The following is a 15,417-nucleotide window of genomic DNA, read 5'->3' as shown; positions in this document are numbered from 1 at the left end:
GCGATGGCGGCGCGGGACTTCTACGAGGTGCTCGGGGTGCCGAGGACGGCCACCCAGGACGAGATCCAGCGCGCCTATCGCAAGCTCGCCCGCGCCTACCACCCCGACGTGAACAAGGACCCCGGCGCCGAGGAGAGGTTCAAGGACGTGTCCGAGGCGTACGACGTGCTGTCCGACCCGGGCAAGCGGCGGCGCTACGACGCGTTCGGGGCCGACTGGCGGTCGGTGCCCGAGGACGTCGACCCGGACGCCTGGCGCAGGGCCCGCGCGGGCGCCGGCGCGGGCCGGGCCGCCGGAGCGCCGTGGGGGACGCCCGCCGGCGCGGGCGCCTCGGGCGGCGGCGGAGGCTTCCGGTTCACCTCCGACCAGATGGGCGTGGACGTCGACCTGGAGGACCTGCTGGGCGGCATTTTCGGCGGAGGCCGCGGACCTCGCGCATCCCAGGGAACTGGAAAAGCTCGTGGCGGACGGCGTGGCTGGGGCGCCGTCCCCGGGGCCGACCAGGAGGCCGAGATCACCCTCACCGTCGACGACGTCTACCACGGCGGACGCCACACGATCACGATCCAGGGCGAGGGCGGGCCGCGCACGCTCCAGGTGACGATCCCCCCGGGCGTGACGGAGGGCCGGCGCATCCGGCTGGCGGGTCAGGGCGGTCACGGCGAGGACGGCGGCCGGGCGGGGGACCTGTACCTGATCGTCCGCATCTCCGACCCTCGCTACCGGGTCGACGGCCGCGACATCCACGTGCCGCTACCCCTGGCCCCGTGGGAGGCGGCGCTCGGCGCGACCGTGCCGATCGACACCCCGGGCGGGGAGGCGAAGGTCAAGGTGCCGCCGGGCACCTCGTCGGGCCGCCGGCTCCGGCTGCGCGGACGCGGCCTGCCGAACCCCGCAGGCGCGCCGGGCGACCTGTACGCCGAGGCGCGCGTCATGGTGCCGCGGACGCTCAGCGACGAGGAGCGCGCCGCGTTCGAACGCCTGGCGGCGACCTCCCGCTTCGACCCGAGAAAGGGAACGCCGTGACCTCGCCAAGGAGCCAGAGAGGCCGCGCGACGGCGCTGATCACCGTCCCGGGCATCGGCCTGGAGGCGTTCGCGCGGGCCGGGGGCCTGCATCCCGACCTCGTGCGCCGGCTGGTCGCCCTCGGCCTGCTGGAGCCGATCGACCGGCACGGCGCGGAGCTGAGGTTCCCGCCGTCGCAGCTCGCCGTCCTCGGGCGCATCGAGCGCCTGCACGCGGGACTGTCCCTCAACTACGCCTCGCTGGGCGTGGTGCTGGACCTGCTCGACCGCATCGCGGAGCTGGAATCGGCTCTGCGCCGCCACGAGCCACCGACGGGAGCGTCATCGTGGACCCGAACCGACTGACCCAGAGATCACAGGAAGCCCTGCACGACGCGCAGACCAAGGCGATCCGCCACGGGCACACCGAGGTCGACGGCGAGCACCTGCTGCTCGCCCTGCTCGGGCAGCACGACGGGCTGGTGCCGCGGCTGCTGTCGGCGGCCGGCGGCGACCCCGACAAGCTGACGCTGGAACTGGAGGCGGAGCTGCAGCGGCGTCCCCGGGTCGGCGGGCCGGGCGCCGCGCCCGGCGAGGTGTACGTCACGCGCCGCCTCTCGCGGCTGTTCGACCAGGCGGACCAGGAGACCAGGCGGCTCAAGGACGAGTACGTCTCGGTCGAGCACCTGCTGCTCGCCCTGCTGGAGGAGGGGGCGGAGACCGCCGCCGGGCGCCTGCTGCAGGGCCACGGCATGACCCGCGACCGCCTGCTGGAGGTGCTGACGCGGATCCGCGGCAACCAGCGGGTGACCTCGGCCCACCCCGAGGTGGCCTACGAGGCGCTGGAGAAGTACGGCATGGACCTGGTCGCGGCGGCCCGCGCGGGCAAGCTCGACCCGGTCGTCGGGCGGGACGCCGAGATCCGCCGGGTCGTGCAGATCCTCTCGCGCAAGACCAAGAACAACCCGGTGCTCATCGGCGACCCGGGCGTCGGCAAGACGGCGATCGTCGAAGGGCTCGCCCAGCGCATCACCCGGGGAGACGTCCCCGAAGGGCTCAAGGACAAGACGATCTTCAGTCTGGACATGGGGTCGCTCATCGCGGGCGCCAAGTACCGCGGCGAGTTCGAGGAACGGCTGAAGGCCGTGCTCACCGAGGTCAAGGCGTCCGAGGGGCGCATCCTGCTGTTCATCGACGAGCTGCACAACGTCGTGGGCGCCGGGGCCGCCGAGGGCGCCATGGACGCCGGCAACATGCTCAAGCCGATGCTCGCCCGCGGCGAGCTGCACCTGATCGGCGCGACCACGACCGTCGAGTACCGAAAGCACATCGAGAAGGACGCCGCGCTGGAGCGCAGGTTCCAGCCGGTGTTCGTGGACGAGCCGTCCGTCGAGGACGCCGTGTCGATCCTGCGCGGCCTGCGCGAGCGCCTGGAGGTGTTCCACGGCGTCAAGATCCAGGACGGCGCGCTGGTGGCGGCGGTCGTCCTCAGCCACCGCTACATCTCCGACCGGTTCCTGCCCGACAAGGCGATCGACCTGGTGGACGAGGCGTGCGCGATGCTGCGCACCGAGATCGACTCGATGCCGGCCGAGTTGGACGAGCTGACGCGCCGGGTGATGCGGCTGGAGATCGAGGAGGCCGCGCTGGCCAAGGAGGAGGGCGACCCGGCGAGCGCCCAGCGGGTCTTCGTCCTGCGCAGGGAACTGGCCGACCTGCGGGCCGAGAGCGACGCCATGCGCGCGCAGTGGGAGGCCGAGCGGCACGCGCTGAAGAAGGTGCAGCAGCTCCGCCAGGAGATCGAGGCGGTGCGGCGCGAGACCGAGGACGCCGAGCGCAGGTACGACCTCGACCGGGCCGCGGAACTGACGCACGGCAGGCTGCCGGACCTGGAAAGGAGGCTCCGCGCGGCCGAGGAGCAACTGGAGGCCAAACAGGGCGGCCACCGGCTGCTGCGCGAGGTGGTGACCGAGGACGAGATCGCCGGCATCGTGTCCCGGTGGACCGGCATCCCGGTGCGCCGGCTGAAGGAGGGCGAGCGGGAGAAGCTGCTGCGCCTGGACGAGATCCTGCACGAGCGCGTCATCGGCCAGGACCAGGCGGTGCGGGCGGTGGCCGACGCGATCATCCGGGCCCGCTCGGGCATCAAGGACCCGCGCCGGCCGATCGGCTCGTTCATCTTCCTCGGACCGACCGGCGTCGGGAAGACCGAGCTGGCCAAGACGCTGGCGCGGGCCCTGTTCGACACCGAGGAGAACATGGTCCGCGTCGACATGAGCGAGTACCAGGAGCGGCACACCGTCAGCCGGCTGGTCGGCGCCCCTCCCGGATACGTCGGCTACGAGGAGGGCGGCCAGCTCACCGAGGCGGTGCGGCGCAAGCCGTACTCGGTCGTGCTGTTCGACGAGATGGAGAAGGCGCACGCGGACGTGTTCAACACCCTGCTCCAGGTGCTCGACGACGGGCGGCTGACCGACGCCCAGGGACGCACGGTGGACTTCCGCAACACCGTGATCATCATGACGTCCAACATCGGGTCGCAGTTCCTGATGGACGGGGTCACCGCCGAGGGTGAGATCGAGCCGCCGGCGCGCGACCTGGTCATGGCCGAGCTGCGCGCGTACTTCCGCCCCGAGTTCCTCAACCGGGTGGACGACACCGTGCTGTTCAAGCCGCTGACCGAGCCGGAGATCGAGCGGATCGTCTCGCTGATGTTCGACGACATCAGGACGCGGCTGGCCGACCGGCTCATGACCCTGGAGGTCACGGAGGCGGCGCTGCGCTTCATCGCCGAGCAGGGCTTCGACCCGGTCTACGGCGCCCGGCCGCTGCGCCGGTTCATCGCCCGCGAGGTCGAGACGCGCATCGCGCGGGCGCTCGTCGCCGGCGATGTGCGGGACGGCGCCCTCATCCGCGTCGACGCCGCCGGCGGCGACCTCACCGTCGCCTACGACAACCCCGGCGACCCAGGCGACCTCGGCGACCCGAACCGGGTGGGAAATTCGTTCTGAGCGGAATTCTGGCGGCGTAATTCGCTGTGAGCGGAAAAATCGGCCATGGTGACGCCGACAGTGAAAAGGGTGTCCGGAGGGGCTCGGTCGCTGGCACCGTTGAAGGCGTGAATCCGTCGCGGAAAACCGCGGCGGGCAAGCCGTCCGATTACCCGGAGCAGGTGACGACATTGTCCTCCAGCCTTTCCCCCGTCAACCCTTTCGCGCCCTCTTCCTCGGCCCGTGTTCGCGCTTCCCAGCCCGTCGAGGCGCCCCCGTCGGCCCTGTTCGACCCCATAGGGCAGCGGCTGCTGCGCGAGCGCATCATCTTCCTCGGAAAGGAGGTCGACGACGAGATAGCCAACAAGATCTGCGGTGAGCTGCTTCTGCTGTCCGCCGAGGATGCCGAGCGCGACATATTCCTTTACATCAACTCGCCCGGCGGCTCGGTATCAGCCGGCATGGCCATTTACGACATCATGCAATATGTCCCAAATGACATCTCGACCGTGGCGATGGGGCTCGCCGCCTCGATGGGGCAGTTCCTCCTCTGCGCCGGAACGGCGGGCAAGCGCTACGCGCTGCCGCACACGCGCATCCTGATGCACCAGCCCTTGGGCGGCATCGGCGGCACGGCCTCCGACATCAAGATCCAGGCCGAGCAGATGCTCTACACCAAGAAGCTCCTGGCCGAGCGCATCGCCTTCCACACCGGCCGGTCCGTGGAGCAGATCGAACGCGACTCCGACCACGACCGGTGGTTCACGGCCGACGAGGCCCGCGAGTACGGCTTCGTCGACCAGGTGGTGGGCAACGCCGCGCTGGTGTCCTCCGCCGGCCCGGTGTCCTGACCGCAGACGAGGAAGGAGACCACCATGCTCGAACGCCGACCCGGCCTCCCCGCCGGCGTGGCCCCGATCAGCGCCCGGTACGTCGTACCGTCCTTCACCGAGCGCACCACCTACGGCGTCAAGGAGATGAGCCCGTACAACAAGCTGTTCGAAGACCGCATCATCTTCCTCGGCGTGCAGATCGACGACACCTCGGCCAACGACGTGATGGCCCAGCTGCTGACGCTGGAGTCGCTCGACCCCGACCGCGACATCAGCATCTACATCAACTCGCCGGGCGGGTCGTTCACGGCCATGACGGCGATCTACGACACCATGCAGTTCGTCCGTCCCGACATCCAGACCGTCTGCATCGGCCAGGCGGCCTCCGCCGCGGCGATCCTGCTGGCGGCCGGCACGCCGGGCAAGCGGGCGGCGCTGCCGCGGTCGCGCGTCCTGCTCCACCAGCCCTCCATGGAGGGCAGCTTCGGGCCGTCCAGCGACATGGAGATCCAGGCCCGCGAGATCATCCGCACCCGCGCCCTGCTGGAGGAGCTCATCGGCCGTCACTCGGGGCGCACGCCCGAGACCGTGCGCGCCGACATCGAGCGCGACAAGATCCTCACCGCGGAGGAGGCCAGGGCGTACGGCCTGGTGGACGACGTCTTCGCCAACCGCAAGCGCACCCCTGCCCTGGCGCGCTGACCACCGTCCCGGCCGCGGAGCCGCACCCGCGTCCGCGTCGCGGCCCTCCCGGGCGCGGCGCCGCGGCGGTTCGAGGCGGCTTGGGGCGGCTTGGACGCCGAACGGCGCCGCCTGCGGGGGAGAACCCGCGAGCGACGCCGTTCGCCGTGTCGTTCTTGGTGGTGCCGGTGTCAGACCTGGCCGGCCTTCTCCAGGGCCTCGCAGCAGGTGTTCACGATGAGCCGGGTGACCACGTACGGGTCGATGTTGGCGTTGGGGCGGCGGTCCTCGATGTAGCCGTGCTTGTCCAGCTCGACCTGCCACGGGATGCGCACCGACGCGCCGCGGTTCGAGACGCCGTAGCTGTACTCGCTCCACGGGGCGGTCTCGTGCATGCCGGTGAGCCGGTGCTCGATGTCGGCGCCGTAGCCCTTGATGTGCTCCTCGGCCTTGGCGCCGAGCGCCTCGCAGGCGGTGATGATGGCGTCGTAGCCCTCGCGCATCGCCTTGGTGGAGAAGTTGGTGTGCGCGCCGGCGCCGTTCCAGTCGCCCTTGACCGGCTTGGGGTCGAGCGTGGCGGACACGCCGTAGTTCTCGGCGATGCGGTAGAGCAGCCAGCGGGCGACCCAGAGGTGGTCGGCCACCTCCAACGGACCGGCCGGGCCGACCTGGAACTCCCACTGGCCGGGCATGACCTCGGCGTTGATGCCGGAGATCGCCAGGCCGGCGGCGAGACAGGCGTCGAGGTGGGCCTCGACGATCTCGCGGCCGTACACCTCGTCCGCGCCCACGCCGCAGTAGTAGAAGCCCTGCGGGGCGGGGAAGCCGCCGACGGGGAAGCCGAGCGGGCGGCCGTCCTTGAAGAAGGTGTACTCCTGCTCGATGCCGAACCAGGAGTCCTGGGCGGCGAAGCGCTCGGCGATGGGGGTGAGCTGCGCCCGCATGTTGGTCGGGTGCGGGGTCATGTCGGTGAGCAGGACCTCGGACAGGACGAGCACGTTGTCGCCGCCGCGGATCGGGTCCGGGCAGGAGAACACCGGCTTGAGCACGCAGTCGGACGCCTTGCCCGGCGCCTGGTTGGTGCTCGAACCGTCGAAGCCCCAGATCGGCAGCTCGGCTCCATCGGCAAGAATCCTGGTCTTGGACCTGAGCCGCGCGGTCGGCTCGGTGCCGTCGATCCAGATGTACTCGGCCTTGTAGGTCACGATGATCCCTTCGGCGAAGGCAGACCCCACAGGTGTCCGCTCAGCGAGGCAGACCCCATACGTGTCCGCAACGCCGAGATTTCCAATAAGCCGTTTCCGAGCTGTTGCCCGTTTATGAACGCCATGTGAAATGGTGCACGAACCGCAGTGGCGTTGCTCACACGTCGCCGCTGGTCAGCCCGCTGATCGCGAGACTCGGCTCAGCCGTTCGGGTCGGCGGAAGGGACATTTTCGGCGAGGACCAGCGCCGGCAGGCCGGGGAACCGCGCGTCGAACTCGGCCCGCCGGAGCCGAGGCGTACAGGGCCGCGATGACCCGGCCGGTGAATCGCGGAGACTCCCGACGGCGACGTCGGCCGGGGCCGGCGGGGCTTCGGGGCCAAATTTTGGGACTAAGGGCCCTGATTTCCGGCATGTCCGCACAGCATGCTTTCTCAGCAGTGAAGCCTCCTGGAAGGGTGGGCCCGAGATGACGACGGCTTCCTCCGCCGTGCTGCCCGTGACCGCGGCCGGGCGGACGAGAGCGCTGGTCCTGGCGACGGTCGCGTTCGCGGTCAACTTCTGGGCCTGGGCGCTGCTCAGCCCGCTGGGACCCATCTACAAAGATCTGCTCGGCCTCAGCCCGCTGGCCGTGTCCACCCTGGTCGCGGTGCCGGTGATCGTCGGGTCGCTGGGCCGCACGGTGCTGGGCGCGCTCACCGACCGGTACGGCGGCCGGCTGATGTTCGGCGTCGCCAGCCTCGCCGGGGTGGTCCCCGTCGTCTTCCTGGCCTTCGCGGAGAGCTTCCCGGCGCTCCTCGTGGGCGGTTTCGTGCTCGGCATGACCGGCGCCACCTTCGCCATCGGGGTGCCCTACGTCAACGCCTGGTTCCCGCCAGAGCGCCGGGGGCTGGCGCTCGGCCTGTTCGGCATGGGCACCGTCGGCACCGCGATCTCCGGGTTCGTCACCCCCTGGCTGGCTCATCTGTACGGGCGTCCCGCCCCGTTCGTCGTGGTGGCCGTCGCCCTCGCGCTGGTCGGCCTCACCTTCCTGCTGGCGGGCCGGGACGCCCCCGGGGCCGAGCCGGCGGCCGAGCCGTTCCTCACCCGCTTCCTGGCCGCCGCGCGGCAGCGGATCGTCCAGGAGCTCGCCGGCATGTACGCGCTGACCTTCGGCGGTTTCGTCGCCTTCGGCGTCTACCTGCCGCTGTACCTGCGGTCCGTCTACGGGCTGACCGTCGCCGACGCGGCGGCCCGGTCCGCCGGGTTCACCGTGGTGGCGGTCCTCGCCCGCCCGGCCGGCGGCTGGCTGGCCGACCGCATGGGCGGCACGCCCGTGCTCGGCGGCGCGCTCGGCTCCGTCGCGGTGTGCGCGGCCATCGTGTCCTTCGCCCCGGCCATGCCCCTGGCCACGGTCGCGTTCCTCGTGATGGCCGCGGCGCTCGGGCTCGGCGCCGGCGCGGTGTTCGCCATCCTGGCGCGCGCCGTCCCCGCGCGGGCGGTGGGCAGCGCCGCCGGTGTGGTGGGCGCCGCGGGCGGGCTCGGCGGCTTCCTGCCGCCGATCGTGATGGGCCTGATCTACCAGGTCACCGATTCCTACGTCATCGGGCTCATGCTGCTGGCCCTGGTGGCCCTCTGCGCGCTCGGATACTGCTGCTTCATCCTTCGCCCCCGCGGGTAAGTCCCATCTTTTCGCGACGTGCCCAAAATCCCGGCATCGGGAAGACGAGAAAGAGGCTTTCATGTCGGCAACGGACGGGCCGTTCGAGGACGCTCTTGTGCGGTTCGGGCGTCATCTGCGGCCGGGAACGGTGTCGCAGGACCTGCGGACGCTGCACCAGATCGGCGGCCGGCAGGGTGACGTCTTCTACCGGGACCGCTGGAGCCACGACAAGGTGGTCCGCTCCACGCACGGGGTGAACTGCACCGGCTCCTGTTCCTGGAAGGTGTACGTCAAGGACGGCGTCATCACCTGGGAGGCCCAGCAGACCGACTACCCGAGCGCGGGCGGCGACCGGCCGGAGTACGAGCCGCGCGGCTGCCCGCGAGGCGCGGCGTTCTCCTGGTACACCTACTCGCCGACCCGGGTGCGCTACCCGTACGCCAGAGGCGTGCTGGTCGAGATGTACCGCGAGGCGAAGGCCCGGCTCGGGGACGCCGTCGCGGCCTGGGCGGAGATCATCTCCGATCCGGCCAGACGGCGCCGCTACCAGTCCGCCCGCGGCAAGGGCGGCCTGGTGCGGATCACCTGGGAGGAGGCCACCGAGATCATCGCGGCCGCCCACGTGCACACCATCAGGACCTATGGCCCCGACCGGGTGGCCGGTTTCTCGCCGATCCCGGCCATGTCGATGGTCTCGCATGCCGCCGGCGCCCGGTTCGTCTCGCTCGTCGGCGGCTCCATGCTGTCGTTCTACGACTGGTACGCCGACCTGCCGGTGGCCTCGCCGCAGGTGTTCGGCGACCAGACCGACGTGCCGGAGTCCGCCGACTGGTGGGACGCCGCCTACCTGGTGCTGTGGGGCTCGAACGTGCCGGTGACCCGCACGCCGGACGCCCACTGGATGGCCGAGGCCCGCTACCGGGGCCAGAAGGTCGTGGTCGTCGCCCCCGACTACAACGACGCGGCGAAGTTCGCCGACGAGTGGCTGGCGCCGCACCCCGGCACCGACGGGGCGCTGGCGATGGCCATGGGACAGGTGATCCTCAAGGAGTTCTTCCTCGACCGTCCGGTGCCCGCCTTCGTGGACTACGTCCGGCGCTTCACCGACCTGCCGTTCCTGGTCAGGCTCGACGAGCGCGACGACGGGTCGTACGTGCCCGGCAAGTTCCTCACCGCCGCCGACCTCGGCGACGGCGGCGAGGAGGCGGCGTTCAAGACGGTGCTGCTGGACCGGCGGACCGGCGAGCCGGTGGTGCCGAACGGCTCCCTCGGCTTCCGCTACGCCGCGGCGGGCGAGGGGCGGTGGAACCTGGACCTGGGCGAGACCGACCCCGCCCTGACGCTGCGCGGCGAGCGGGCCGGGACCGCGCCGGACGGGCCGGCGGCCCCCGGCCTCGGCGTGGCCGGCGGGGACGGCAGGGCCGGCGGGGATGGGGCGGCTCTTGGACCGGCGGAGGCGGTGCCCGTCGCGCTGCCCCGGTTCGACCAGGGCGGCGGGGTGCTGCGCCGCGGCGTGCCCGCCCGCCGCGTGGGCGGCCACCTGGTCACCACGGTCTTCGACCTGATGCTCGCCCACTACGGCGTGGCCCGCGACGGCCTGCCCGGCGCTTGGCCGACCGGCTACGACGACGCCGCCGAGCCGTACACCCCCGCCTGGCAGGAGGAGATCACCGGCGTGCCGGCGGCCCGGGCGATCAGGATCGCCCAGGAGTTCGCCCGCAACGCCGAGGAGTCCGGGGGCCGATCGATGATCATCCTCGGCGCGGGGACCAACCACTGGTTCCACTCCGACACCATGTACCGGGCGTTCCTCGCCCTGGTCACCCTCACCGGCTGCCAGGGGGTCAACGGCGGCGGCTGGGCGCACTACGTCGGCCAGGAGAAGTGCCGCCCGGTCACCGGCTGGGCGCACCTCGCCTCCGGCCTCGACTGGTCGCGGCCACCCCGTCAGATGATCGGCACCGCCTACTGGTACCTGCACACCGACCAGTGGCGCTACGACACCTACCGCGCCGACGTGGTGTCCTCGCCCCTCGGCGCCGGCGCGTTCGCGGGAAAGAGCACCGCGGACCTGCTCTCCCAGTCGGCGCGGATGGGCTGGATGCCGTCCTACCCCACCTTCGACCGCAACCCGCTCGACCTGGCCGACGAGATCCGGGCCGCGGTCCCGGACACCGGACGGGAGACGGGCGCACGGCCACGAAACGCGACGGCGGGCACGCGGCCGGGAGAGGACGCGGCGGGCCGGGAGCCGGACGCGGGGGCGTACATCGCCGCGCGGGTCGCCGCGGGCACGCTCGGCTTCGCCTGCGAGGACCCCGACGACCCGCGCAACTGGCCGAGGGTGCTCACCGTCTGGCGGGCCAACCTGCTCGGCTCCTCCGCGAAGGGCGACGAGTACTTCCTGCGGCACCTGCTCGGCGCCGACTCCTCGCTGCGCGCCCGCGAGGCGGGGCCCGAGCACCGCCCGGACGGGGTGCGGTGGCGGGAGGAGGCGCCCGAGGGCAAGCTGGACCTGCTGCTGTCGCTGGACTTCCGGATGACCTCCACGACGCTGTTCTCCGACATCGTGCTCCCGGCCGCCACCTGGTACGAGAAGCACGACCTGTCCTCCACCGACATGCACCCGTTCGTCCACGCCTTCAGCCCGGCCATCGACCCGCCCTGGCAGACCCGCACCGACTTCGCCGCCTTCCACGCCATCGCCCGCGAGTTCAGCGCGCTCGCCCGCACCCACCTCGGCGTCCGCCGGGACGTGGTCGCCGTGCCTCTGCTGCACGACACCCCCGACGAGCTCGCCAACCCGCACGGCCGGGTGCGCGACTGGCGCGAGACGGGCGAGACCCCGGTGCCCGGCCGGAACTTCCCAAAGATCGCCGTGGTGGAACGGGACTACGGGGCGATCGCCGAGAAGATGGCCGCGCTCGGCCCGCTGGCCGACCGGCTCGGCGCCACCACCAAGGGCGTCACCTTCGACGTCGCGCCCGAGGCCGACCTGCTGCGCCGCACCAACGGCGCCGTACGGGACGGCGTCGCCGCCGGCCGCCCGTCCCTGGCCCGCGACACCGACATGTGCGAGGCCATCCTCGCCCTGTCGGGCACCACCAACGGCCGGCTGGCGGCCCAGGGGTTCGCCACCCTCGGCCGTCGCACCGGCACCTCGTTCGACGGTCTCGCCGACGAGCACCGCCGCGTCACCTTCGCCGACACCCAGGCCCGCCCGGTGCCGGTGATCACCTCGCCGGAGTGGTCGGGCAGCGAGACCGGCGGGCGGCGGTACTCGGCCTTCACCATCAACGTCGAGCACGCCAAGCCCTGGCACACCCTGACCGGCCGCCAGCACTTCTACCTCGACCACGACTGGATCCACGAGGCGGGGGAGGCGCTGCCGCTCTACCGGCCGCCGCTGAACATGACCGCGATGTTCGGCGAGCCCGCGATCGGCGAGGGCGGGGAGGAACAGGGCATCACGGTGCGGTACCTGACCCCGCATTCCAAATGGTCCATCCACTCCGAATACCAGGACAACCTGCTGATGCTCAGCCTGTCGCGGGGCGGGCCCACCATCTGGATGAGCCCGGCCGACGCAGCCCGGGCCGCCGTCGCCGACAACGACTGGGTGGAGGCGGTCAACCGCAACGGCGTGGTCGTCGCGCGGGCCGTGGTCTCCCACCGCATGCCCGAAGGGACCGTGTACATGTACCACGCGCAGGAGCGGGTGGTGGACGTGCCGATCAGCGAGACCTCCGGGCGGCGCGGCGGCATCCACAACTCGCTCACCCGCCTGTTGATGAAACCGACGCACCTCATCGGCGGGTACGCCCAGCTCTCGTTCGCCTTCAACTACCTCGGGCCGACGGGCAACCAGCGCGACGAGATCACCGTGATCCGCCGCCGCTCGCAGGAGGTGGACTACTGATGCGCGTGATGGCCCAGCTCGCCATGGTGATGAACCTCGACAAGTGCATCGGCTGCCACACCTGCTCGGTGACCTGCAAGCAGGCGTGGACCAACCGGGCCGGCGTCGAGTACGTCTGGTTCAACAACGTCGAGACCCGCCCCGGGCAGGGGTACCCGCGCACCTACCAGGACCAGGAGAAGTGGCGCGGCGGCTGGGAGCTGAACCGGCGCGGCCGGCTGCGGCTCAAGGCCGGCGGGCGGCTGCGCAAGCTGGTCACCATCTTCGCCAACCCGCTGATGCCGTCCATCGGCGACTACTACGAGCCCTGGACCTACGACTACGACCGGCTCTTCTCCGCCCCCGCCCAGGCCGACACGCCCGTCGCCCGCCCGAGATCGCTCATCACCGGCGAGCCCACGAAGATCACCTGGAGCGCGAACTGGGACGACGACCTCGCCGGAGCGCCGCGCCTCACCGCCGCCGACCCGGTGCTGGGCAAGCTGTCGGGCCAGGTCAAGCTGGACTTCGAGCGGGCCTTCATGTTCTACCTCCCGCGCATCTGCGAACACTGCCTCAACCCGTCGTGCGTCGCGTCGTGCCCGTCGGGCGCCATGTACAAGCGTTCGGAGGACGGCATCGTCCTGGTCGACCAGGACCGCTGCCGCGGCTGGCGCATGTGCGTCACCGGCTGCCCGTACAAGAAGGTGTACTTCAACCACCGCACCGGCAAGGCCGAGAAGTGCACCTTCTGCTACCCGCGGGTCGAGGTCGGCATCCCCACCGTGTGCTCGGAGACCTGCGTCGGCCGGCTCCGCTACCTCGGCCTGATCCTGTACGACGCCGACCGGGTGGCCGAGGCCGCGTCCGTGCCCGACGAGACCGCGCTGTACGAGGCGCAGAAGAGCGTCATGCTCGACCCGCACGACCCCGAGGTGATCGCCGCCGCCCGCGCGTCCGGCATCCCGGAGGACTGGCTGGAGGCCGCCCGGCGCTCCCCGGTGCACAAGCTGATCTTCGACTACGGCCTGGCGCTGCCGCTGCATCCGGAGTACCGCACCATGCCCATGGTCTGGTACATCCCGCCGCTGTCCCCGGTCGTCGACGCGCTCGCCGAGACCGGGCACGACGGCGAGCGGGCCGGCAACCTGTTCGGCGCCATCGACGCTCTGCGCATCCCGATCGAGTACCTGGCCGAGCTGTTCACCGCGGGCGACCCCGAGCCGGTCCGGGCGGTGCTGCGCCGCCTGGCCGCGATGCGCTCCTACATGCGGGACGTCAACCTCGGCAGGCGGCCGGACGAGTCCATCGCCGCCGCCGTCGGCATGACCGGCGCCCGGGTCGAGGAGATGTACCGGCTGCTCGCCATCGCCGCCTACGACGAGCGGTACGTCATTCCCAAGGCGCACGCCGAGCAGGCCGAGCGGCTGGAGGAGTCGGCGACCGGGTGCAGCCTCGACTACGAGGGCGGCCCTGGCATGGCCGGTCCGTTCGGCGAGGCGTCCGGCACGCCCGCGCCCGTCGCCGTGGAGACCTTCCACGCTCTCAGGGAACGCCAGACCAGCGACGGGCTGGAGCAGGCGGACGAGCTGCGCGGCCGGGTCAACCTGCTCAACTGGGACGGCAAGGGCGTGCCCGACGGCATGTTCCCCAAGCGCGAGGGGCGATCATGAACGACCCGCGGGCGCGGACCGTGCACATGGCCGCGTCCATTCTGCTCGACTATCCCGGCGAGCGGCTGGCCGAGGCGCTGCCGGTGCTGGCCGCCACGGTGGCGGACCTGCCCCGGGGAGAGGCCGCCACCCATCTGGCCGCCTTCCTCGACCACGCGGCGGCCACCCCGCTCGCCGAGCTGGCCGCGCACTACGTGGCCACGTTCGACCTGAAGCGGCGCTGCTGCCTCTACCTCACCTACTACGCCTGCGGCGACACCCGCAAGCGGGGTCCGGCGCTGCTGCGTTTCAAGCACGCCTACCGCGGCGCCGGGTTCGAGCCGGCCGGCGACGAGCTGCCCGACCACCTGGCCGTGGTCTGCGAGCTGTCCGGACGCGGCGGCACCGTCCAGGCCACGCGGCTGCTGCGCGAGCACCGCGCCGGGCTGGAGGTGCTCAAGGAGGCGTTGCGGGACGAGGGTTCGCCGTACGTCCACGTGGTCGCCGCGGTCCTCGCCACGCTTCCCGAGCCCACCGCCCGGGAGCGCGCCGCCGCGGCCCGGCTGGCCGCCGAGGGCCCGCCCGAGGAGGAGGTCGGCCTCGAACCCTTCGGCGCCCCCGCCGACCCCCGGCTCGCGAGCCCCGTCCCCGGCCGGGACGCCGCGCACGGGAACGCCGCGAGCGGGGACGCAGCACGCGGGGACGCCGCGCACGGGACCCGCGGACCTCTCCGTGGTCCTGACATGACCGGAGGGCGCCTGCCGGGAGGACGACGGTGAACGCCCTGGACACGCTGCTGTGGGTGGTGGCGCCCTACCTGGCCCTCACCGTCTTCGCGCTCGGGCACCTCTGGCGCTACCGCTACGACAAGTTCGGCTGGACCACCCGCTCGTCCCAGATGTACGAGTCGCGGCTCCTGCGCGTGGGCAGTCCGCTGTTCCACTTCGGCATCCTGGTGGTCCTGCTCGGCCACATCGGCGGCCTGGTGATCCCCAAGTCATGGACCGAGGCGGCGGGCGTCAGCGAGGAGGCCTACCACCTGGCGGCCGTCGCGCTCGGCACGGTGGCGGGCTTCTGCACGCTCGCGGGCCTGGTGATCCTCGTCTACCGCCGCCGCACCGTCGGACCGGTCTTCTCCGCGACCACCCGCAACGACAAGCTGATGTACGCCATGCTGACGCTCACGATCGTGCTCGGGCTGGCCGCCACGGTCGCCGCCAACATCCTGGGCGGCGGCTACGACTACCGGACCACCATCTCGCCCTGGTTCCGTTCGATCTTCGCCCTCCACCCCGAGGCGGGGCCGATGGCGCAGGCCCCGGTGCTGTTCCAGCTGCACGCGATCAGCGCGATGCTGCTGTTCGCGGTCTGGCCGTTCACCCGCCTGGTGCACATGCTGACCGCGCCGGTCGGCTACCTCACCCGCCCGTACATCGTCTACCGCAGCCGGGACGACGTCTCCCGCGCCCGCCGCCGCCCCCGCTCCGCCTGGGACCCGGCCGGCCGTCCCTGA

At 71.9% G+C, this 15,417-nt stretch carries 11 protein-coding genes; 10 read left to right on the top strand and 1 reads right to left on the bottom strand.

Going from position 1 to position 15,417, the window contains the following annotated elements:
* Nucleotides 1-3 precede the first annotated feature (3 nt).
* The 5 genes from ACZ6QO_RS23595 (at nucleotide 4) to ACZ6QO_RS23575 (ending at nucleotide 5,529) form a co-directional block, all read left to right on the top strand.
* Nucleotides 4-1,026 (top strand): DnaJ C-terminal domain-containing protein, encoded by a 1,023-nt coding sequence (locus ACZ6QO_RS23595; RefSeq protein WP_465853750.1) that lies wholly within the window; start codon nucleotides 4-6, stop codon nucleotides 1,024-1,026.
* Nucleotides 1,023-1,370 (top strand): chaperone modulator CbpM, encoded by a 348-nt coding sequence (locus ACZ6QO_RS23590; protein WP_465853749.1) that lies wholly within the window; start codon nucleotides 1,023-1,025, stop codon nucleotides 1,368-1,370. Before ACZ6QO_RS23595 ends, ACZ6QO_RS23590 begins: the two co-directional genes overlap by 4 nt.
* Nucleotides 1,352-4,015, top strand: a complete 2,664-nt coding sequence (gene clpB, locus ACZ6QO_RS23585; protein ID WP_465853748.1) for an ATP-dependent chaperone ClpB — start codon at nucleotides 1,352-1,354, stop codon at nucleotides 4,013-4,015. The genes ACZ6QO_RS23590 and clpB overlap by 19 nt, the downstream gene beginning before the upstream one ends.
* Before the next feature lie 263 nt (nucleotides 4,016-4,278).
* Nucleotides 4,279-4,845 carry an ATP-dependent Clp protease proteolytic subunit gene (locus tag ACZ6QO_RS23580; RefSeq protein ID WP_465853891.1) on the top strand — a complete coding sequence of 189 codons (567 nt, stop codon included), beginning with the start codon at nucleotides 4,279-4,281 and terminating at the stop codon, nucleotides 4,843-4,845.
* A 24-nt stretch (nucleotides 4,846-4,869) separates the two neighbouring features.
* On the top strand, nucleotides 4,870-5,529 hold the full coding sequence (locus tag ACZ6QO_RS23575) for an ATP-dependent Clp protease proteolytic subunit (protein ID WP_465853747.1): 660 nt from the start codon (nucleotides 4,870-4,872) through the stop codon (nucleotides 5,527-5,529).
* A gap of 170 nt (nucleotides 5,530-5,699) precedes the next feature.
* Here the strand turns inward: ACZ6QO_RS23575 and glnII are convergent, their stop codons facing one another.
* A complete protein-coding gene (glnII, locus tag ACZ6QO_RS23570; protein ID WP_465853746.1) occupies nucleotides 5,700-6,713 on the bottom strand; it encodes a glutamine synthetase in 1,014 nt (337 codons plus the stop codon).
* 468 nt (nucleotides 6,714-7,181) lie between these two features.
* Between glnII and ACZ6QO_RS23565 the strand changes: the two genes are divergently transcribed.
* The 5 genes from ACZ6QO_RS23565 (at nucleotide 7,182) to narI (ending at nucleotide 15,417) form a co-directional block, all read left to right on the top strand.
* On the top strand, nucleotides 7,182-8,372 hold the full coding sequence (locus ACZ6QO_RS23565; RefSeq protein WP_465853745.1) for an MFS transporter: 1,191 nt from the start codon (nucleotides 7,182-7,184) through the stop codon (nucleotides 8,370-8,372).
* Between the two features lie 61 nt (nucleotides 8,373-8,433).
* A complete protein-coding gene (locus ACZ6QO_RS23560; protein WP_465853744.1) occupies nucleotides 8,434-12,273 on the top strand; it encodes a nitrate reductase subunit alpha in 3,840 nt (1,279 codons plus the stop codon).
* Nucleotides 12,273-13,925, top strand: coding sequence for a nitrate reductase subunit beta (narH, locus tag ACZ6QO_RS23555; protein ID WP_465853743.1), 1,653 nt, complete (start codon nucleotides 12,273-12,275; stop codon nucleotides 13,923-13,925). Before ACZ6QO_RS23560 ends, narH begins: the two co-directional genes overlap by 1 nt.
* Entirely contained in the window at nucleotides 13,922-14,683 is a 762-nt protein-coding gene (narJ, locus tag ACZ6QO_RS23550; protein WP_465853742.1) for a nitrate reductase molybdenum cofactor assembly chaperone, read from the top strand. Before narH ends, narJ begins: the two co-directional genes overlap by 4 nt.
* Entirely contained in the window at nucleotides 14,680-15,417 is a 738-nt protein-coding gene (gene narI, locus ACZ6QO_RS23545) for a respiratory nitrate reductase subunit gamma (RefSeq protein WP_465853741.1), read from the top strand. Before narJ ends, narI begins: the two co-directional genes overlap by 4 nt.

The sequence above is a fragment of the Sphaerisporangium sp. NPDC049457 genome (assembly GCF_055586705.1).
Note: the sequence above shows the minus strand (reverse complement) of the source record. Positions and strands in the feature narration are given on the sequence as shown.